The 20,256-nt window shown below is 57.9% G+C and carries 20 protein-coding genes; 12 read left to right on the forward strand and 8 right to left on the reverse strand.

Annotated elements, in window-relative coordinates:
• Positions 1 to 70 precede the first annotated feature (70 nt).
• The 4 genes from hemY to hemC are packed head-to-tail and all read right to left on the reverse strand — an operon-like array spanning position 71 to position 4,159.
• Complete coding sequence (gene hemY, locus IM299_RS20085) at positions 71 to 1,270, reverse strand: protoheme IX biogenesis protein HemY (protein ID WP_028014802.1); 1,200 nt, start codon at positions 1,268 to 1,270, stop codon at positions 71 to 73.
• Positions 1,271 to 1,272: 2 nt separating this feature from the next.
• Positions 1,273 to 2,460 (reverse strand): uroporphyrinogen-III C-methyltransferase, encoded by a 1,188-nt coding sequence (gene hemX, locus IM299_RS20090; RefSeq protein WP_193358004.1) that lies wholly within the window; start codon positions 2,458 to 2,460, stop codon positions 1,273 to 1,275.
• A gap of 20 nt (positions 2,461 to 2,480) precedes the next feature.
• Positions 2,481 to 3,221 (reverse strand): uroporphyrinogen-III synthase, encoded by a 741-nt coding sequence (hemD, locus tag IM299_RS20095; RefSeq protein ID WP_045631336.1) that lies wholly within the window; start codon positions 3,219 to 3,221, stop codon positions 2,481 to 2,483.
• Complete coding sequence (gene hemC / locus IM299_RS20100) at positions 3,218 to 4,159, reverse strand: hydroxymethylbilane synthase (RefSeq protein ID WP_193358005.1); 942 nt, start codon at positions 4,157 to 4,159, stop codon at positions 3,218 to 3,220. The genes hemD and hemC overlap by 4 nt, the downstream gene beginning before the upstream one ends.
• A 350-nt stretch (positions 4,160 to 4,509) precedes the next feature.
• Between hemC and cyaA the strand changes: the two genes are divergently transcribed.
• Positions 4,510 to 7,053: a class I adenylate cyclase gene (gene cyaA / locus IM299_RS20105; protein ID WP_193358006.1), complete on the forward strand. Its 2,544-nt coding sequence runs from the start codon at positions 4,510 to 4,512 to the stop codon at positions 7,051 to 7,053.
• A 41-nt stretch (positions 7,054 to 7,094) separates the two neighbouring features.
• On the opposite strand, the gene cyaY is transcribed toward cyaA, so the two are convergent.
• A complete protein-coding gene (gene cyaY / locus IM299_RS20110) occupies positions 7,095 to 7,415 on the reverse strand; it encodes an iron donor protein CyaY (protein ID WP_041911829.1) in 321 nt (106 codons plus the stop codon).
• Positions 7,416 to 7,550: 135 nt separating this feature from the next.
• On the opposite strand from cyaY, the gene IM299_RS20115 reads away from it, so the two are divergent.
• The 8 genes from IM299_RS20115 to corA all read left to right on the forward strand — a co-directional run bounded on the left by IM299_RS20115 (position 7,551) and on the right by corA (position 14,482).
• On the forward strand, positions 7,551 to 7,754 hold the full coding sequence (locus tag IM299_RS20115; RefSeq protein WP_041911830.1) for a lipoprotein: 204 nt from the start codon (positions 7,551 to 7,553) through the stop codon (positions 7,752 to 7,754).
• 35 nt (positions 7,755 to 7,789) lie between these two features.
• Positions 7,790 to 8,614 carry a diaminopimelate epimerase gene (dapF, locus tag IM299_RS20120; RefSeq protein WP_041911831.1) on the forward strand — a complete coding sequence of 275 codons (825 nt, stop codon included), beginning with the start codon at positions 7,790 to 7,792 and terminating at the stop codon, positions 8,612 to 8,614.
• On the forward strand, positions 8,611 to 9,318 hold the full coding sequence (locus IM299_RS20125) for a DUF484 domain-containing protein (RefSeq protein ID WP_045260992.1): 708 nt from the start codon (positions 8,611 to 8,613) through the stop codon (positions 9,316 to 9,318). The genes dapF and IM299_RS20125 overlap by 4 nt, the downstream gene beginning before the upstream one ends.
• Positions 9,315 to 10,217 (forward strand): tyrosine recombinase XerC, encoded by a 903-nt coding sequence (gene xerC, locus IM299_RS20130; protein ID WP_048956664.1) that lies wholly within the window; start codon positions 9,315 to 9,317, stop codon positions 10,215 to 10,217. The genes IM299_RS20125 and xerC overlap by 4 nt, the downstream gene beginning before the upstream one ends.
• A complete protein-coding gene (gene yigB, locus IM299_RS20135) occupies positions 10,217 to 10,933 on the forward strand; it encodes a 5-amino-6-(5-phospho-D-ribitylamino)uracil phosphatase YigB (protein WP_028014792.1) in 717 nt (238 codons plus the stop codon). The genes xerC and yigB overlap by 1 nt, the downstream gene beginning before the upstream one ends.
• 79 nt (positions 10,934 to 11,012) lie before the next feature.
• Positions 11,013 to 13,175, forward strand: coding sequence for a DNA helicase II (uvrD, locus tag IM299_RS20140; protein WP_041911833.1), 2,163 nt, complete (start codon positions 11,013 to 11,015; stop codon positions 13,173 to 13,175).
• Between the two features lie 149 nt (positions 13,176 to 13,324).
• Complete coding sequence (gene ysgD, locus IM299_RS23005; protein WP_212743980.1) at positions 13,325 to 13,381, forward strand: YsgD/CorL family protein; 57 nt, start codon at positions 13,325 to 13,327, stop codon at positions 13,379 to 13,381.
• Between the two features lie 150 nt (positions 13,382 to 13,531).
• Entirely contained in the window at positions 13,532 to 14,482 is a 951-nt protein-coding gene (corA, locus tag IM299_RS20145; RefSeq protein WP_008501540.1) for a magnesium/cobalt transporter CorA, read from the forward strand.
• Positions 14,483 to 14,524: 42 nt separating this feature from the next.
• On the opposite strand, the gene rarD is transcribed toward corA, so the two are convergent.
• Together rarD and yigI are read right to left on the reverse strand one after the other, a co-directional pair.
• Entirely contained in the window at positions 14,525 to 15,421 is an 897-nt protein-coding gene (rarD, locus tag IM299_RS20150; protein WP_048956663.1) for an EamA family transporter RarD, read from the reverse strand.
• Positions 15,422 to 15,472: 51 nt separating this feature from the next.
• Complete coding sequence (gene yigI, locus IM299_RS20155; protein ID WP_193358007.1) at positions 15,473 to 15,940, reverse strand: acyl-CoA thioesterase YigI; 468 nt, start codon at positions 15,938 to 15,940, stop codon at positions 15,473 to 15,475.
• Positions 15,941 to 16,102: 162 nt separating this feature from the next.
• On the opposite strand from yigI, the gene pldA reads away from it, so the two are divergent.
• The 3 genes from pldA to rhtC all read left to right on the forward strand — a co-directional run bounded on the left by pldA (position 16,103) and on the right by rhtC (position 19,574).
• The gene (gene pldA / locus IM299_RS20160) at positions 16,103 to 16,972 is read left to right on the forward strand and encodes a phospholipase A (RefSeq protein ID WP_028014788.1); all 870 of its coding nucleotides are present in this window, start codon (positions 16,103 to 16,105) and stop codon (positions 16,970 to 16,972) included.
• Between the two features lie 90 nt (positions 16,973 to 17,062).
• The gene (gene recQ / locus IM299_RS20165; protein WP_032644788.1) at positions 17,063 to 18,892 is read left to right on the forward strand and encodes an ATP-dependent DNA helicase RecQ; all 1,830 of its coding nucleotides are present in this window, start codon (positions 17,063 to 17,065) and stop codon (positions 18,890 to 18,892) included.
• A gap of 61 nt (positions 18,893 to 18,953) precedes the next feature.
• Complete coding sequence (gene rhtC / locus IM299_RS20170; RefSeq protein WP_010426287.1) at positions 18,954 to 19,574, forward strand: threonine export protein RhtC; 621 nt, start codon at positions 18,954 to 18,956, stop codon at positions 19,572 to 19,574.
• On the opposite strand, the gene rhtB is transcribed toward rhtC, so the two are convergent.
• The gene (gene rhtB / locus IM299_RS20175; RefSeq protein WP_062933144.1) at positions 19,571 to 20,191 is read right to left on the reverse strand and encodes a homoserine/homoserine lactone efflux protein; all 621 of its coding nucleotides are present in this window, start codon (positions 20,189 to 20,191) and stop codon (positions 19,571 to 19,573) included. The genes rhtC and rhtB overlap by 4 nt on opposite strands.
• Between the last annotated feature and the right edge of the window lie 65 nt (positions 20,192 to 20,256).

A 20,256-nucleotide genomic window follows, 5' to 3' on the forward strand; every position in this document is an offset into this window, starting at 1 on the left:
GATGTGGGTGTAAAGAATGTAGCAGGAGAAAGGCGATAAAAAAAGGAGGCCGTCTGGCCTCCTTTTTTATTTATTGCGGGTTACCGTTATTTTGCAGCGTCAGCAACAGCCCATCGCGCCGCATGGCGGCCGCCTCTTCTGGCTTATGCTGTTTGTCCAGCGTATCGGCAAGCCACGCGTAGTCAAACGCGTCCGGACGCTGTTTCAGTGCCGCACGGAAGGCCAGGCTCGCCTCTTGCCATTCGCCGTGCTTCATCAGCGACTGGCCCAGGGTACTCCACAGCAGCGGACGGTCACCGACGGTTTTGATCTGCTGGCGCAGCACTTTTTCGACCTGCTCAGGGTTATTGGTTTTCAGGCGCGGGATCACCATGACCAGGCGATCGTCGTACTGGCGCTTCAGGCCGTCGAGAAGGATCTCCTGGGCAGTGTCATGATCGTCACATTCAATAAGATGTTCCGCCATGGCCACCTGCAGGGGGACCTGCTGGCGCGTTTTCCGGCTCTGATTCTTCCACCAGGTTTTCAGGCCTTCGCTGCCCAGGTCGGCGCGCGCCTGATCCATCAGGCCAATCCATGCCAGACGCTGAAGTTCATCACGATGTTCATCATCACCCACCTCGGCCTTCGCCATCGACGGAATAATGTCCAGCAACGAGCCCCACGCTCCGGTACGAATATAGGCCTGCTCCGCAAGGCGCAGGACTTCCGGATGACGCGGTGCGATTTCCAGCAGACGGTCAATGCCGTGGCGCGCCGCGTGGTTCTCATTGCGCGCGAGCTGCAGGCGGACGCGGGTAATTTCCACTGGGATCGGGTCGCCAGACGCCAGTTCTGACGCGCGTTCCAGATGCTGGTTAGCGCGGGCTTCATCACCGCGCTGCTGCGCCGCTTCGGCAGCCAGAAGATAGTTCACCACCGGCTGTTCCGCGTGATCGGCGTTTTTCGACATCAGCTTTTCAACCTGCTGGTAATCGCCTTCGGCCAGCTTTAGCAGTGCCTGTTCCGTTTGCTTACGGGCGCGGCGACGCTTACGACCAACGAACCAGCCGCGGGTATGGGCACCGGTGCGGAAAATACGGCGTAGGATCCATTCAACGGCAAGCAGGACCACGACGCCGAGGATCAGAACGATCGCCAGACCCGTTACGCTGGTTTCAATGTTGTAGTTATCGGTCTGGATCAGGACGTATCCCTGATGACCCGCAAGCATCGGGCCCAGGACGATCCCGGCGATCAGCAGGATGAAGAGTAAAAGGACTTTTAGCATCATTACTCTCCCTGTGGCGCGCTTTCAGGCGCTGGTGCCGCCGCTGTGCCGGTCTGCCCGGCCGGAACGCCCGGCTGCGCCAGCAGGTTACGCACGCGCGTCTGCATCAGCTTCTCCAGAATCGGCTGGCTGGCCAGTTTATCCGGCACGTTCATGGTGATGTTCTGCTGGCTCAGCTTGTCGATATCTTCGAGGAAGGCGGTGGTCGTTGCATCATCGGTGTTGTAGTAGGCGCGTACCCACGTCGAGACGTTATCCAGCGCCTGTTTGTACGTTTCTTCCTGATGGCGCGGCACGGCCTGCGCCGCGACCAGCAGGCGGGAACGGATGTTTTCGCGCAGATAGATATCCTGATTCGGCGCTAACAGCGGTACGGCGGTTTCATCGCGACGGCGGATGGTGATGAAGCTGTCCATAAAGTTCTGCCAGCTTTTCTGCAGGTTTATGCGCCATTCGCTCAGGGAGCTGGACAGCTCGGTACCGTCAGAGTCCATCGGGGAGTCGTCGTCATTGTTATCCGCCAGCTGCAGGTTATCTATTTGATTCGAAAGCTGGTTCACCTTGAGGATAATGCCGTCGTAATCCACCTGTGAAACGGCGGAGAGGCTGGCAATATCTTCGGTAATCGCACGGCGCGCGGTAATGAGGCTCGGGTCGTTCATGTCGGCCAGGCTCGCATCGGCGCTTTTCAGCAGCGCGGCGGCGGTGGTCACGTCCTGATCGCTCCACAGCTTACGCCCGGCGAGTTTGACGAGGAAATCGGCCTGCGAGAGCAGCCAGGTTTTGGCATCGGTGCCGGAGATGGTGGCGACTTTCTGCTGTACTTCGCCCAGCTGTTTGGTCAGCTCTTCCTGTTTGCTGTTCGCCTCGGCAAGCGCGGCGGCCTGCTGCTTAATCACCGCTTCCAGCTCGGTTTTCTGCGTTTCCTGCGCTTTTTGCAGGGAGGTAAGCTGATTGACCAGCGTATCGCTGGTGGCCGTCTGGTTAGCACTCTGTTGCTTTACCAGACCATACAGGCCGGCGCCTGCTGCCAGCGCAATGGCGATGGCAATCGCGCTCAGCGCGAGGCTGGTTTTATTGCTGCCGTTTTTCTTCTCAGCGGTTTTCTCAGTCGTCTCTGGCTGTGGCGTTGTCTCCACAGTCTCCCTGGTCTCTTCAACCACGGCGGAGGATTTTTCGTGTTCCGTCATTATGGCTTCCCATTTGAGAGTTATTGTAATGCGCGCAGCAGCGCATCGTTGTCGGCGTTATCAGCGATCCGAATATCCTGCCAGCCCAGTTCCCGGGCGAGGTTCGCCAGACGCTCACTGACGACCAGAAGCCGACAGCGGAGTAACCAGTTTTCGCGATACCAACGCGGTATTAGCGACCAAAGCTGTTGTAACATTTCACCGCTGGTGACCACCAGCGTATTAATACCGCGCGCGTGCCAGCGCATCGCCTCTTCAGCACCGTCGTAGTGTTTCGCACAGCGCTGGTAGCACTCAACAAACGTGACGTCAGCCCCGCGTTCCCGCAACGTTTCACCCAGCAGTTCGCGGCCACCGTTGCCGCGCAAAATGAGCGCGCGCTTTCCGGCAATAGTTTGTAATTCAGGTAATTGTAGCAAGACTTCGCTGATTTCCCGATCCAACGGGTAGCGAACGTCTGTTCCACTCACGGTATGTAAGGCCAGCGCGGTGGTTCTGCCGATAGCGAAATAGCGCGGAGCGGTCGGCCAGCGTGTTCCCGCCTGTTGCAGCTGCGCATGGGCAAATTCCACGGCATGCTGCGATAGCGCAAACAGCAGGTCGCCTTCCTGAAGAGTATTCATCTGGTCGGCGAGCGCAGAGAGCTCCCGACCGGGGGAGAATTCAATTAGCGGAAAACTCCAGGCCACCTGCCCCAGTGCGCGCAGACGGCTCACTAACTGCTCTCCTGCGGGAGAAGGGCGGGTGACAAGAATACTCATGCAGGGGGTTCTCCGTTATAGACCTCGGCCAGAATTTCACGTGCGCCGTTATTCAGCAGCTCTTCCGCCAGCGACACGCCAAGCGCTTCGGCATCCTGCGGCTTGCCGCGACGTTCGCCGCGCACCATCTGTGAACCGTCCGGCGCGCCCACCAGCGCACGCAGCCACAGTTCACCGTCTGTTAATTCAGCATAGCTGCCAATCGGCACCTGACACCCGCCTTCGAGGCGAGTATTCATCGCCCGCTCGGCTTTTACGCGGGTTGCGGTCTCGTCATGGTTCAGCGGAGCGAGCAGCTCGCGGGTGCGCGCATCGTTCAGACGGCACTCAATGCCGACGGCGCCCTGTCCGACGGCCGGCAGCGACAGCTCTGGTGGCAACGCCACGCGAATGCGTTCCTCCAGCCCCAGGCGCTTCAGGCCTGCAACGGCAAGAATAATGGCATCGTAATCGCCGTTATCCAGCTTGCCCAGACGCGTGCCAACGTTACCGCGCAGCGAGCGGATGATAAGGTCAGGACGACGCTCCGCCAGCTGACACTGACGGCGTAAACTGGACGTGCCAACCACGCTACCCGCCGGCAGCGCGTCGAGCGAGTCATAGTGGTTCGAGACAAACGCGTCACGCGGATCTTCGCGCTCGCAGATGGTCACCAGCCCCAGCCCTTCCGGGAACTCGACGGGCACGTCTTTCATCGAATGTACGGCGATATCGGCGCGGTTCTCAAGCAATGCCAGTTCCAGCTCTTTGACAAACAGGCCCTTGCCGCCCACTTTCGCCAGCGGCGTATCCAGAATCACGTCACCGCGCGTGACCATCGGCACCAGCTCGACGCGCAATCCACTGTGGCAGGCTTCAAGGCGCTGCTTAACATAATGTGCCTGCCAGAGCGCGAGAGGGCTTTGGCGTGTGGCAATTCTCAAAACATTGTCTAACATGCTTGTTACCGTCATTATCAATCGCTAACCATCCTAACATTGTTGACTCTGGGATGGCAGTTTTACGGTTGATGAAGCGTGAGAGGGACAAGGCGGCGTATTCGTCAGCCATAGCCGTATTCAGGAATTTACACGTACAGAACGGTGCTACACTTGTATGTAGCGCATCTTTCTTTACGGTCAACCGGCAAGGTGTTAAATTGATCACGTTTTAGACCATTTTTTCGTCGGTACCACCATAATGACAAGGGCGAAAAAAGGGTAACGGTTATCTTTTTGAAATACTGCGGGCTCGCTGTTATTCGTGTTTTGAATAGCTTACGACACCCGGAAACATCAGGCGATACGTCTTGTACCTCTATATTGAGACTCTGAAACAGAGACTGGATGCCATAAATCAACTGCGTGTGGATCGCGCGCTTGCTGCCATGGGCCCTGCTTTCCAGCAGGTATACAGTCTGCTGCCGACATTATTGCACTATCACCACCCGCTAATGCCTGGCTACCTTGATGGTAACGTTCCCCAGGGCATTTGCCTCTTCACGCCTGATGAAACCCAACAGCATTATTTGAACGAGCTGGAACTCTACCGCGGCATGCCGCCTCAGGTTTCTCCGAAAGGTGAACTGCCGATTACCGGCGTTTACTCGATGGGGAGCACCTCATCGGTAGGGCAGAGCTGTTCTTCGGACCTGGATATCTGGGTCTGCCATCAATCCTGGCTCGATAACGAAGAGCGCCAGCTGCTGCAGCGTAAATGCAGCCTGCTGGAAAGCTGGGCGGCCTCGCTTGGCGTGGAAGTGAGCTTCTTCCTGATTGATGAAAACCGTTTCCGCCATAATGAAAGCGGCAGTCTGGGTGGTGAGGACTGCGGCTCGACTCAGCACATCCTGTTGCTGGATGAGTTTTACCGTACTGCCGTTCGCCTGGCCGGGAAACGTATTCTGTGGAATATGGTGCCGTGCGATGAAGAAGAGAATTATGACGATTACGTCATGTCGCTTTACTCGCAGGGCGTACTGACGCCAAACGAGTGGCTGGATCTGGGCGGCCTCAGCTCCCTGTCCGCCGAAGAGTACTTTGGCGCAAGCCTCTGGCAGCTCTATAAGAGTATTGATTCACCGTACAAAGCGGTGCTGAAAACCCTGCTGCTGGAAGCCTACTCGTGGGAATACCCTACGCCGCGCCTGCTGGCGAAAGATATCAAGCAGCGCCTGCACGATGGCGAAATTGTCTCCTACGGGCTCGACGCCTACTGCATGATGCTGGAGCGCGTTACCGAATACCTGAAAGCCATTGATGACACCACGCGTCTTGACCTGGTGCGTCGATGTTTCTATCTCAAGGTCTGTGAAAAGCTGAGCCGTGAGCGCGCCTGCGTGGGCTGGCGTCGTGAAGTGGTCAGTCAGCTTGTGAAAGAGTGGGGATGGGACGAAGCGCGTCTGTCCATGCTTGATAACCGCGCCAGCTGGAAGATCGATCAGGTGCGTGGAGCGCACAACGAACTGCTCGACGCGATGATGCAAAGCTACCGTAACCTGATCCGCTTTGCGCGCCGCAATAACCTTAGCGTCTCCGCCAGCCCGCAGGATATCGGGGTGTTAACCCGTAAGCTGTACGCCGCGTTTGAAGCGCTGCCGGGCAAAGTGACCCTGGTTAACCCGCAGATTTCGCCTGACCTGTCAGAACCGAACTTGACCTTTATCTATGTGCCGCCGGGCCGCGCGAACCGCACCGGGTGGTATCTGTACAACCGTGCGCCAAGCATGGATTCCATCATCAGCCATCAGCCGCTGGAATATAACCGCTATCTGAATAAGCTGGTGGCCTGGGCCTGGTTTAACGGCCTGCTGACCTCGCGCACGCGCCTGTTTATCAAAGGCAACGAGGTGGTCGATTTAGCCAAGTTGCAGGAGATGGTGGCGGATGTGTCGCACCACTTCCCGCTGCGTCTGCCTGCCCCAACGCCAAAAGCGCTCTACAGCCCGTGTGAAATTCGCCATCTGGCGATCATCGTCAACCTGGAATACGACCCGACGGCGGCCTTCCGCAATCAGGTAGTCCATTTTGACTTCCGCAAGCTGGACGTCTTCAGCTTTGGCGAGCAGCAAAACTGCCTGGTGGGCAGCGTAGACCTGCTGTACCGCAACTCGTGGAACGAAGTGCGTACCCTGCACTTCAACGGCGAGCAGGCGATGATTGAAGCGCTGAAAACCATTCTCGGCAAGATGCACCAGGACGCCGCGCCGCCGGACAGCGTCGAAGTGTTCTGCTACAGCCAGCACCTTCGCGGTTTAATTCGTACCCGCGTGCAGCAGCTGGTGTCTGAATGCATCGAACTGCGTCTATCCAGCACCCGCCAGGAAACCGGGCGCTTTAAAGCGCTGCGCGTCTCCGGGCAGACGTGGGGCCTGTTCTTCGAGCGTCTGAACGTGTCGGTGCAGAAGCTGGAAAACGCTATCGAGTTCTACGGCGCGATTTCACACAACAAGCTGCACGGCCTGTCGGTTCAAGTGGAAACCAACCACGTCAAGCTGCCGCAGGTGGTGGATGGCTTTGCCAGTGAAGGGATTATTCAGTTCTTCTTTGAAGAGTCGGGCGACGATGCCGGGTTCAACATCTACATTCTGGATGAGACCAACCGCGCCGAGGTGTATCACCACTGTGAAGGCAGCAAAGAGGAGCTGGTGCGCGACGTCAGCCGCTTCTACTCTTCCTCGCATGACCGTTTCACCTACGGTTCCAGCTTTATCAACTTCAACCTGCCGCAGTTCTATCAGATTGTGAACGTTGACGGTCGTACGCAGGTGATCCCGTTCCGCACCCAGACCGTCACGCCTGCCGCGCCTGCCAATCAGGACACCGCCCCGCTGTTGCAGCAGTATTTCTCCTGAGCCTTTTCGCCGGGTAAGCGCAGTGCCACCCGGCACAGAAACTACCTGAAACGCACTTCCTCGCCCGCCTGCGCGGTCGCCGCCTGTTCCAGCAGATCCCAGAACGTTTCGCCGCTGCGATCGCAAACCCACTCGTCACCCTTCAAATCAAAGTGATAGCCGCCCTGTTTGGCCGCCAGCCACACCTGGTGAAGCGGCTCCTGACGGTTAATAATAATTTTGCTGCCGTTTTCGAAGCTCAGGGTCAGAATGCCGCCGTTGATTTCACAATCGATATCGCTGTCGCCGTCCCAGTCGTCAATACGCTCTTCGATGGTCATCCACAGGGTGTCGGCAAGGCGATGGAATTCACTGTCGTTCATGGTTTTGTTCCTGTTTTTCGTGATGGCGGCAGTATAACGCTAAATAATTCCCGTTGCAGGAAAGCGGCAAACTCTTGCTTTTGTGTCTTCTCCTGCGATGATAGAAACAGATTTGAACTTACGGGCAACTTTATAATGAAAAACGCTTTCCGAACGCTTGCCGTTCTCATCACGCTGTTTAGCCTGACCGGCTGCGGACTGAAGGGACCACTCTACTTCCCGCCTGCGGATAAAACCGCGCCGCCGCCGACAAAACCGGTTAACAGCGGCATCGAGTCTTCCACGCCAAAGACTAACGATCGTGGCGATAACGGCGGTCCGACTCAGGTTAACCTCTGACGACAACGTTCTGTACCCGCGCAATGGAGCAAATGATGCAGTTCTCTAAAATGCATGGCCTTGGCAACGATTTTATGGTCGTCGACGCGGTAACGCAGAATGTGTTTTTCTCCCCGGAACTGATCCGCCGCCTGGCGGATCGGCACGTGGGCGTGGGGTTCGATCAGCTGCTGGTGGTTGAGCCGCCCTACGATCCTGACCTCGATTTCCACTACCGTATTTTCAACGCTGACGGCAGTGAGGTTAACCAGTGCGGCAATGGCGCGCGCTGTTTCGCCCGCTTTGTCCGCCTGAAAGGGCTCACCAATAAGCGCGATATCCGCGTCAGTACCGCCAACGGTCGTATGGTGCTCAGCGTTACCGACGATGAGCTGGTGCGCGTCAATATGGGTGAGCCTAACTTCGAGCCTTCCGCCGTGCCGTTTCGCGCAAACAAAGCGGAAAAGACCTATATTATGCGGGCGGCCGAGCAGACAGTATTGTGCGGCGTTGTCTCGATGGGTAACCCGCACTGCGTGATTCAGGTGGATGACGTGGAAACCGCGGCGGTCGAAACGCTCGGTCCGGTGCTGGAGAGCCACGAGCGGTTCCCGGAGCGGGCGAACATCGGCTTTATGCAGGTAGTGAAGCGTGAACACATCCGTCTGCGGGTTTACGAGCGCGGCGCGGGCGAAACCCAGGCCTGCGGAAGCGGCGCCTGTGCGGCGGTGGCCGTCGGTATCTCCCAGGGGTTACTGGCAGAAGAGGTTCGCGTGGAATTACCGGGCGGGCGTCTTGATATCGCCTGGAAAGGAGCGGGTCATCCACTGTACATGACTGGCCCGGCGACACATGTTTATGACGGGTTTATCCATCTATGAAACAACCAGGGGAAGAACTGCAGGAAACAGTGACGGAACTGGACGACAGCGCTGTTGTTGATTATCTGCTGAACAATCCTGAGTTTTTTATTCGCAATGCACGCGTCGTCGAACGAATGCGCGTGCCGCATCCGGTTCGCGGGACCGTGTCGCTGGTCGAATGGCACATGGCGCGCGCGCGTAACCACATCAACCAGCTTGAAGAGAATATGACGCTGTTGATGGAGCAGGCCAGCACCAACGAAAGCCTGTTCTATCGCCTTCTGCACCTGCAGGCGCGTCTGGCCTCGGCGCACAGCCTTGAAGAGTTTCTCAGCCGCTTCCACCGCTGGGCGCGCGAGCTGGGGCTGGCGGGCGCAACGATTCGTCTGTTCCCTGACCGCTGGCGCATTGGCGCACCGTCGGGGTTCACCCATCTGGCGCTCAGCCGTCAGGCGTTTGAACCGCTGCGCATTCAGCGCCTGGGTCATGAGCATCACTATCTGGGGCCGCTGAACGGACCTGAGCTGCTGGTAGTGCTGCCGGAAGCCAAAGCGATTGGCTCGGTGGCGATGTCGCTGATGGGGCGCGATGGCGACCTGGGGGTAATATTATTTACCAGCCGCGACGCGCACCACTATGAGCAGGGGCAAGCCACGCACCTGCTGCAGGAGATCGCCCTGATGCTGCCCGAGCTGCTGGAGCGCTGGATTGAACGCGTATGACGGACGGACTGCTCGCCACTGACGTCACCCGGTTTCTGCGCTATCTGGGCGTTGAGCGTCAGCTCAGCCCCATCACGCTGCTTAACTATCAGCGTCAGCTTGATGCCATCATGCAGATTGCCGAAGAAATCGGCCTGAAAAGCTGGCAACAATGTGACGCCGCCACGGTACGCGGGTTCGTCGTGCGTAGCCGTAAAAAAAACCTTAGCCCGGCGAGCCTTGCGCTGCGGCTCTCTGCCCTGCGCAGCTTCTTCGACTGGCTGGTCAGCCAGGGCGGCCTGAAAGCTAACCCGGCAAAAGGGATCGCCACGCCGAAAGCCCCGCGCCATCTGCCGAAAAATATTGACGTCGACGACGTAAACCGCCTGCTGGATATCGATCTGAACGATCCGCTCGCCGTGCGCGACCGCGCGATGCTGGAGGTGATGTACGGCGCGGGCCTGCGTCTCTCCGAACTGGTGAACCTCGACTTAAGGCATCTCGATCTGGAATCCGGCGAAGTGTGGGTGATGGGCAAGGGCAGCAAAGAGCGCCGCCTGCCGATTGGCCGCAACGCCGTCTCCTGGATTGAGCACTGGCTGGATCTGCGCGGCCTGTTTGGCGCGGAAGAGGATGCGCTGTTTTTATCAAAGCTCGGCAAGCGGATCTCCGCGCGTAACGTGCAGAAGCGCTTTGCGGAGTGGGGCATCAAGCAGGGGCTGAACAGCCACGTGCATCCCCACAAGCTGCGCCACTCCTTTGCGACACACATGCTGGAATCGAGCGGCGATCTGCGTGGCGTACAGGAACTGCTTGGCCACGCGAATCTGTCGACCACTCAAATCTACACCCACTTAGACTTCCAACACCTTGCCTCGGTGTATGACGCGGCGCATCCACGCGCCAAACGGGGGAAATAATGCGTTTTTACCGCCCACTCGGTCAGATCTCAGCCCTGACGTTTGACCTTGATGACACCCTTTATGACAACCGCGAGGTGATCCTGCGTACCGAGCAGGAGTCGCTGGCGTTTGTGCAGAACTACCATCCCGCGCTGAAGGCGATGCAGAACAAGGACTTCCAGAAGCTGCGTCAGTCCCTGCGGGAGACCGAGCCGGACATTTACCACGACGTGACCGAATGGCGTCGTCGCGCGGTTGAGCAGGCGATGCTGAACGCGGGTCTGAGCGCACAGGATGCCGCCGTCGGTGCCGAAGCGGCAATGGAAAACTTCGCCAAATGGCGTAGCCGCATCGACGTGCCACAGGAAACCCACGACACGCTGGCGAAGCTTGCCGAAAAGTGGCCGCTGGTGGCCATCACCAACGGCAATGCCCAGCCGGAGCTGTTTGGCCTCAGCGATTATTTTGAATTCGTGCTGCGCGCGGGTCCGCACGGGCGCGCGAAGCCGTTCAGCGACATGTACCATCTGGCAGCGGAGAAGCTTAACCTGCCGCTGGGTGAGATCCTGCACGTGGGCGATGACCTGACCACCGACGTGGCCGGTGCCATCCGCTGCGGCATGCAGGCCTGCTGGATCAAGCCAGAAAATGCGGAGCTGATGACCGCAACAGACAGCCGTCTTCTGCCGCACGTGGAAATTTCGCGGTTGGCATCCCTCACGACGCTGATATAATCATCAATTGTTCTGTATAAATTAACAGGGTTTTGGCGAGTGGAAACATTTGCCTGCCCGACATGACGTGACGGTGCCAATGGACGTTTCTTACCTGCTCGACAGCCTTAATGACAAACAGCGTGACGCGGTTGCCGCCTCGCGCACCAACCTGCTGGTTCTGGCTGGGGCGGGGAGTGGTAAGACACGCGTGCTGGTTCACCGTATCGCCTGGCTGCAGAGCGTGGAAAACTGCTCACCGTACTCGATTATGGCCGTGACGTTTACCAACAAGGCGGCGGCGGAGATGCGTCACCGTATCGCCCAGCTGATGGGCACCAGCCAGGGCGGCATGTGGGTTGGCACCTTCCACGGCCTGGCGCACCGTCTGCTGCGCGCGCACCATATGGACGCTAACCTGCCGCAGGATTTCCAGATCCTCGACAGCGAAGATCAGCTCCGTCTGCTGAAGCGCCTGATCAAGGCGATGAACCTCGATGAGAAGCAGTGGCCGCCGCGTCAGGCGATGTGGTACATCAACGGTCAGAAAGACGAGGGGCTGCGCCCGCACCACATTCAGAGTTTCGGCAACCCGGTCGAGCAGACCTGGCAGAACGTCTATAAGGCCTATCAGGAAGCGTGCGACCGCGCCGGCCTGGTGGATTTCGCCGAACTGCTGCTGCGCGCCCACGAGCTGTGGCTCAACAAACCGCATATCCTGCAGCACTACCGCGAACGCTTCACCAACATCCTGGTGGACGAATTCCAGGATACCAACAACATCCAGTACGCGTGGATCCGCCTGCTGGCCGGAGATACCGGCAAGGTGATGATCGTGGGCGATGACGACCAGTCGATCTACGGCTGGCGCGGCGCGCAGGTGGAAAACATCCAGCGCTTCCTCAACGATTTTCCCGGCGCGCAAACCATCCGTCTGGAGCAGAACTACCGCTCAACCAGCAACATCCTGAGCGCGGCCAACGCCCTGATTGAGAACAACAACGGGCGTCTGGGCAAAAAGCTGTGGACCGACGGCGTCGACGGCGAACCGATCTCGATTTACTGCGCCTTCAACGAGCTCGACGAAGCCCGCTTCGTGGTGAACCGCATCAAAACCTGGCAGGACAACGGCGGCGCGCTGGAGCAGTGCGCCATTCTCTACCGCAGCAACGCCCAGTCGCGCGTGCTGGAAGAGGCGCTGCTGCAGGTGAGCATGCCGTACCGCATTTACGGCGGCATGCGATTCTTCGAACGTCAGGAGATCAAAGATGCGCTTTCGTATCTGCGCCTGATCGCCAACCGCAACGACGACGCGGCGTTTGAGCGCGTGGTGAACACGCCGACTCGCGGGATTGGCGACCGTACGCTGGACGTGGTGCGTCAGGCCTCGCGCGATCGCCAGCTGACGCTGTGGCAGGCGTGCCGCGAGCTGCTGCAGGAAAAAGCCCTCGCCGGACGTGCCGCCAGCGCGCTCCAGCGCTTCCTGGAATTAATTGATGCCCTGGCGCAGGAAACCGCCGACATGCCGCTGCACGTGCAGACCGACCGGGTGATTAAAGACTCCGGGCTGCGTACCATGTACGAGCAGGAAAAAGGCGAAAAGGGGCAGACCCGTATCGAGAACTTAGAGGAACTGGTCACGGCAACGCGCCAGTTCAGCTACAACGAAGAAGACGAAGACCTGATGCCGCTGCAGGCGTTCCTCTCTCACGCCGCGCTGGAAGCGGGTGAAGGGCAGGCGGACACCTGGCAGGACGCGGTTCAGCTGATGACCCTGCACTCCGCCAAAGGTCTGGAATTCCCGCAGGTGTTTATCGTCGGCATGGAAGAGGGCATGTTCCCAAGCCAGATGTCGCTCGATGAAGGCGGGCGTCTGGAAGAAGAACGTCGTCTGGCCTACGTGGGCGTGACGCGAGCGATGCAGAAGCTGACGCTAACCTACGCTGAAACCCGCCGCCTGTACGGTAAAGAGGTCTATCACCGTCCGTCACGCTTTATCGGTGAACTGCCGGAAGAGTGCGTGGAAGAGGTGCGTCTGCGCGCCAGCATCAGCCGTCCGGTTAGCCATCCGCGCATGGGCTCGCCGATCTCTGAAACCGACACCGGCTACAAGCTGGGCCAGCGCGTGCGCCATTCGAAGTTTGGTGAAGGTACCATTGTGAATCTGGAAGGCAGCGGCGAGCACAGCCGCCTGCAGGTGGCGTTCCAGGGGCAGGGGATCAAATGGCTGGTGGCGGCCTACGCGAAGCTGGAAACAGTCTAACATTCAGAAAAATATCATTATTTTGTAATAATCTGCTAGCCTTATACAGTGAAGGTCAATTAATGCCCTTCAGCGTTCCGTTGCGTGTTGACGCCACAGTTACTGCTGGCGTAACATGCGCGCACGATTACGCTAAGAGGACATTCGCCTTGGACACACCCAGTAGATACTGGCTCAATTCCCTGTCATCCAGGAACAACTCCTAAGGCTATCTCCTCATGCTGATGGCCTTAGTGGTTGTCAGCGACTGCATTATTCCCGTCGCGCTGAGTCAGGCTGTTTAATGGTCTGAAACCCAATTTGTTTCTGTGTGCCCACCGAACTGTCCGATATTTTTTGCATTGGGAGTCCCGGTCATGTTGAGCGCATTTCAACTCGAAAATAACCGACTGACTCGGCTTGAAGCCGAAGAGTCACAGCCCCTCATTGATGCCGTATGGGTGGATCTGGTCGAGCCGGACGACGATGAGCGCCTTCGCGTACAATCTGAGCTGGGGCAAAGCCTGGCAACCCGCCCGGAACTGGAAGACATCGAAGCCTCCGCGCGTTTCTTTGAAGATGAAGACGGCCTGCACATTCACTCCTTCTTCTTCTTTGAAGATGCGGAAGATCACGCGGGCAACTCCACCGTGGCGTTTACCATTCGCGACGGTCGTCTGTTTACTCTGCGTGAACGCGAACTGCCGGCATTCCGTCTCTACCGCATGCGCGCCCGCAGCCAGGCGATGGTGGACGGCAACGCTTACGAGCTGCTGCTCGATCTGTTCGAGACTAAAATTGAACAGCTGGCGGATGAAATTGAAAACATCTACAGCGATCTGGAAAAGCTGAGCCGCGTGATCATGGAAGGCCATCAGGGGGATGAGTACGACGAAGCGCTTTCGACGCTGGCAGAGCTGGAAGATATCGGCTGGAAGGTGCGCTTGTGTCTGATGGATACCCAGCGCGCGCTGAACTTCCTGGTGCGCAAGGCGCGTCTGCCGGGCGGTCAGCTGGAGCAGGCGCGTGAGATCTTACGCGATATCGAATCCCTGCTGCCGCACAACGAATCTCTGTTCCAGAAGGTGAACTTCCTGATGCAGGCGGCGATGGGCTTTATCAACATCGAGCAGAACCGCATCATCAAGATCTTCTCGGTAGTGTCCGTGGTGTTCCTGCCGCCGACGCTGGTGGCGTCCAGCTACGGGATGAACTTCGAGTTTATGCCGGAGCTGAAGTGGAGCTTTGGCTACCCGGGGGCGATTATCTTTATGATCCTCGCCGGGCTGGCACCGTATCTGTACTTTAAGCGTCGGAACTGGCTGTAAAATCTGGCGGGTGGCGCTGCGCTTACCCGCCCTACAAAACATCTACATTCCTCTGCGGATTCTGCGCTGGGTATAAATCGCATCGGCGACGAAAATCGCCAGCGCCACCCAGATAAAGGCGAAGGTCACCATCTTATCCGCACCCGGCACTTCGCCATAAAACACCACTGCCAGCAGGAACATCAGCGTCGGGCCAATGTACTGGAAGAAGCCCAGCGTGGAGAGGCGCAGGCGCGTTGCCGCACCGGTGAAGCACAGCAGCGGAATGGTGGTCACTACGCCCGCCGCCATCAGCATCAGGTTCAGCGACCACGGGTTGCTGCCCATATGGCTGGTGGCGCTGTCGGCGATACCGAACAGATAGATCGCCGCCACCGGCAGCAGCCACAGGGTTTCAAACAGCATCCCGGTTTGCGCTTCCACCGCAATTTTCTTACGTACCAGGCCGTAAAAAGCAAAGCTGAACGCCAGACCGAGAGCGATAATCGGCAGCGAGCCAAACGTCCACAGCTGCACCAGCACGCCGCAGAAGGCGAGAATCACCGCCACCCACTGCATCCGGCGGAAGCGTTCGCCGAGGAAAATCATCCCCAGCACGATATTCACCAGCGGGTTAATGAAGTACCCCAGGCTCGCTTCGAGCATGTGGTGGTTATTCACCGCCCAGATAAACAGCAGCCAGTTGCCGCCGATCAGCACCGCAGAAAGCGCCAGCAGGAAGACCTTTTTAGGGGTTTGCAGCAGCGTTTTAACGCCGGACCACTGACGGCTGAGGCTCATCAGCGCGATCATGAAGAAGAACGACCAGATGACGCGGTGAGTGAGGATCTCGTCGGCCGGAACATAGGCGATAAATTTGAAGTACGCCGGGGCGATACCCCAAATAAAATAAGCGGCAAGGGCGAGTAAAACGCCCTGCCGCGTCTGTTTAGCATCCATCGGGAAAATCCATGACAAAAAAGTGAATCAATTTTACCCGAATTTGCCGCCTCAACCCACAATATAAGTGGCGGTTGCGCTGGCGATATAAACCTGCTCCTCGTTATGCAGCTCAACGCGGGCAACGGCAACTTTGTTCCCGGCACGCAGCAGGCTGCTGGTGCAGGTAAAGCGGTTTCCGCGCCCCGGGCGAAGATAGTCGACGCGTAAATCAATGGTGCCCATGCGCGCCAGACGCTGGCGGAGTTCATCTTCGTTGATGGTGTCATGGCGCGTCAGCGTACTGCCCACGCAGACCAGGCCTGCCGCCACGTCCAGCGCGGAGGCAATCACCCCTCCGTGCAGAATACTTTGCGCCCAGTTACCCACCATCATCGGCTGGTTGTTGAAACTCAGCTGGGCAAACTCTTTCTCGTAACGCTCCAGCTCAAGACCCAGTGCACGGTTAAACGGCATATGGTAAACAAAAATCTCGCCCACGAGTTTTAACACTTCTTCGGCGGTAAGCATGGCTGACATGAGGCATTACATCCTTATTGTTAATGAAATGTTGATTTTATGCTTCAGCAATAAGGAATTCCACTTTCAGAAACGAGGATGCAGCAGTTATCGCAGAAGTCTGTAGAATGTTCGCCTCATAACTATTCAGGTAATTTTACTCTTTGCAGGAGAACACCACCGATGCGGACGTATCTGGCCTGGTTACTGGCGGCGGTTGCGCTGCCCCTCACAGCATATGCGCAGGAAGCGACGATTAAAGAAGTCCATGATAAACCTGCCGTTAAGGGCAGCATTATCGCTAATATGCTGCAGGAGCATGACAATCCGTTCACGCTCTACCCCTATGACACCAACTACGTGATCTACACCCAGACCAGCGATCTCAACAAAGAGGCGATAAGCTCCTATAACTGGTCTGATAATGCGCGTAAAGATGAGGTGAAGTTCCAGCTTAGCCTCGCGTTCCCGTTCTGGCGCGGTATTCTGGGGCCAAACTCGGTGCTCGGCGCGTCTTATACGCAGAAATCCTGGTGGCAGCTCTCCAACAGCGGCGAATCTTCACCGTTCCGTGAAACCAACTATGAGCCGCAGCTTTTCCTCGGCTTCGCAACGGACTATGAATTTGCTGGCTGGACGCTGCGCGACGTCGAAGTGGGCTTTAACCATGATTCTAACGGACGTTCCGATCCAACCTCCCGTAGCTGGAACCGCGCCTATACGCGCCTGATGGCGCAGAACGGTAACTGGATGGTGGAAGTGAAGCCGTGGTATGTGCTCGGCAGCACCGATGACAACCCGGATATCACCAAATATATGGGCTACTACCAGCTCAAAGTCGGCTACCAGCTTGGTGATGCCGTGCTGAGCGCGAAAGGCCAGTACAACTGGAACACCGGCTACGGCGGTGCGGAGCTCGGTCTGAGCTACCCGGTGACGAAGCACGTGCGTCTCTATACCCAGGTGTATAGCGGCTACGGCGAGTCGCTGATCGACTACAACTTCAATCAGACTCGCGTTGGCGTGGGCGTAATGCTGAACGATATTCTCTAAGCTGCTCGAATGTTTTTGCGTTAAACGTTGAAGTTTCTCTCTCAGGCGCTGAAAATAGCGCCTGTTTTATTTTTCGCAAATGGGGTTAACGTGGCGCAGGCGGAAGTATTGAATCAGGAGTCGCTGGCTAAACAGGTTTTGCATGAAACCTTTGGCTACCAGCAGTTCCGCCCCGGCCAGGAAACCATCATTGAAACGGTGCTGGAAGGCCGAGACTGCCTGGTGGTGATGCCGACCGGCGGCGGTAAATCCCTCTGTTATCAGGTGCCCGCGCTGGTGCTTAACGGCCTGACGGTCGTGGTATCGCCTCTCATTTCCCTGATGAAAGACCAGGTTGACCAGCTGCTCGCCAACGGCGTGGCGGCGGCCTGTCTTAACTCGACCCAAACCCGGGAGCAGCAGCAAGAGGTGATGGCCGGGTGCCGCACCGGGCAGATCCGCCTGCTGTATATCGCGCCGGAACGCCTGATGCTGGATAACTTCCTCGACCATCTCGCGCACTGGAACCCGGTCCTGCTGGCGGTGGATGAAGCGCACTGTATCTCCCAGTGGGGACACGATTTCCGCCCGGAATATGCCGCCCTCGGCCAGCTGCGTCAGCGCTTCCCCGAGCTGCCGTTTATGGCGCTTACCGCCACGGCGGACGACACCACGCGTCTGGACATTGTTCGCCTGCTGGGGCTGAACGACCCGTATATTCAGGTCAGCAGCTTCGACCGCCCGAACATCCGCTACATGCTGATGGAAAAATTCAAGCCGCTGGACCAGCTCCTGCGCTACGTTCAGGAGCAGCGCGGCAAGTCCGGTATCATCTACTGCAACAGCCGCGCGAAGGTGGAAGACACCGCCGCGCGTCTGCAAAACCGTGGCTTTAGCGCCGCGGCCTATCACGCCGGGCTGGAAAACCATATCCGCGCCGACGTGCAGGAGAAATTCCAGCGCGACGACCTGCAAATCGTGGTCGCGACGGTGGCGTTCGGGATGGGCATCAACAAGCCGAACGTGCGCTTTGTGGTGCATTTCGACATTCCGCGCAATATCGAATCCTACTATCAGGAGACCGGCCGCGCCGGGCGTGACGGCCTGCCTGCGGAAGCGATGCTGTTTTACGATCCGGCTGATATGGCGTGGCTGCGCCGCTGTCTGGAAGAGAAGCCGCAGGGACAACTCCAGGACATTGAGCGCCACAAGCTCAACGCGATGGGTGCCTTCGCTGAAGCGCAAACCTGCCGCCGTCTGGTGCTGCTCAACTACTTTGGTGAGGGGCGACAGGAGCCGTGCGGCAACTGCGATATCTGCCTCGATCCGCCAAAGCAGTACGATGGGCTGATGGACGCGCGCAAAGCGCTCTCGACCATTTACCGCGTGAATCAACGCTTCGGGATGGGCTACGTGGTGGAAGTGCTGCGCGGTGCTAATAACCAGCGTATTCGCGATATGGGGCACGACAAGCTGCCGGTTTACGGCATCGGTAAAGACCAGAGCCACGAGCACTGGGTCAGCATTATTCGTCAGCTGATCCACCTCGGCTTTGCCACTCAGAACATTGCCCAGCACTCCGCGCTACAGTTGACCGAAGCAGCGCGTCCGGTCCTGCGCGGTGACGTCGAGCTCAAGCTCGCCGTGCCGCGCGTGGTCGCCCTCAAGCCGCGCGTGATGCAGAAATCCTACGGCGGTAACTATGACCGCAAGCTGTTTGCCAAGCTTCGCAAGCTGCGTAAAGCTATCGCTGACGAAGAGAACATTCCGCCATACGTGGTGTTCAACGACGCGACGCTGATAGAGATGGCCGAGCAGATGCCGCTCAGCGCCAGCGAAATGCTCAGCGTTAACGGCGTGGGGACGCGCAAGCTGGAGCGCTTCGGTAAAGAGTTTATGGCGCTTATCCGCTCTCACGCCGATGGTGACGACGAGGAGTAGTCAGCCGGGCGAAAAAGTGCCAGGATGATGACTCACTGAATTATTTCCCCGCGAGCTAATTATGTTAATGCTATTTCTCACCGTGGCGTTAGTGCACATCGTTGCGCTGATGAGCCCTGGACCAGACTTTTTCTTCGTGTCGCAAACTGCCGTCAGCCGTTCCCGCAAAGAAGCGATGATGGGCGTGCTCGGTATTACCATGGGCGTTATGGTCTGGGCGGCGGTCGCGCTGCTCGGTCTGAACCTGATCCTGGCGAAGATGGCGTGGCTGCATAACATCATTATGGTTGGCGGCGGGCTGTACCTGTGCTGGATGGGCTACCAGATGCTGCGCGGGGCGCTGAAGAAAGAAGAGAAAAAACCGGAAGAGCCAAAGGTAGAGCTGGCAACGGGCGGCCGCAGCTTTGTAAAAGGGCTCCTGACTAACCTGGCAAACCCGAAAGCGATTATCTATTTCGGATCCGTGTTCTCGCTGTTTGTGGGTGACAGCGTCGGCGCAGGCGCGCGCTGGGGGATCTTCCTGCTGATCGTTGTTGAGACGTTCGCCTGGTTCACTATTGTTGCCAGCCTGTTCGCCTTACCGGCGATGCGCCGCGGCTATCAGCGCATCGCGAAGTGGATCGACGGCTTTGCCGGCGCGCTGTTCGCCGGCTTCGGCATTCATCTCATCATTTCTCGCTAAGCATGACGCGCTGACGCAAGCAGCGCGCCAACCAGCATAAACAGCGAACCAAAGACTTTATTCAGGGCCTTCATCTGCTTAGGCCCTTTAATCCACGCCGCTATCCGCTGCGCCAGCGTCGCGTAACCAATCATCACGATGATATCGACGATGATGGTGGTCGCGCCCAGCACCACGTACTGCATCACCTGGGGCTGATGTGGCACGATAAACTGCGGGAACAGCGCGGCGAGGAACACAATGCTTTTCGGGTTCGTCAGGTTCACGAACACCGCGCGCTTAAACAGATGGCCGCGCGTTTGCGCCCTGGAGAGCGTATTCAGGTCAATCGAGCCTGCCGCGCGCCACTGCTGGATACCGAGCCAAATCAGATACGCCGCACCGGCCCACTTCAGCACTTCAAACGCCAGCACCGAACGAGAGAACAGCGTCCCCAGACCAATCCCCACCAGCACAATATGAATGCCGAGCCCGGTCTGTAAACCGGCAATGGACGCCGCCGCACCGCGATAGCCGTGGTTGATGGAGGTGGTCATAGTGTTAATGGCGCCAGAGCCGGGTGAAAGGCTAAGGATGATTGATGTCAGCAGGTAGGCGAACCACCACTCGAAGGTCATTTGAAGCTCCCGAACCGTCTATTTTTATGCCACAATACGCTATTGTTGAGTCATTTTGTGACCAG

This window comes from Enterobacter cloacae complex sp. P47BA, assembly GCF_014930485.1.
Lineage (GTDB): Bacteria > Pseudomonadota > Gammaproteobacteria > Enterobacterales > Enterobacteriaceae > Enterobacter > Enterobacter bugandensis.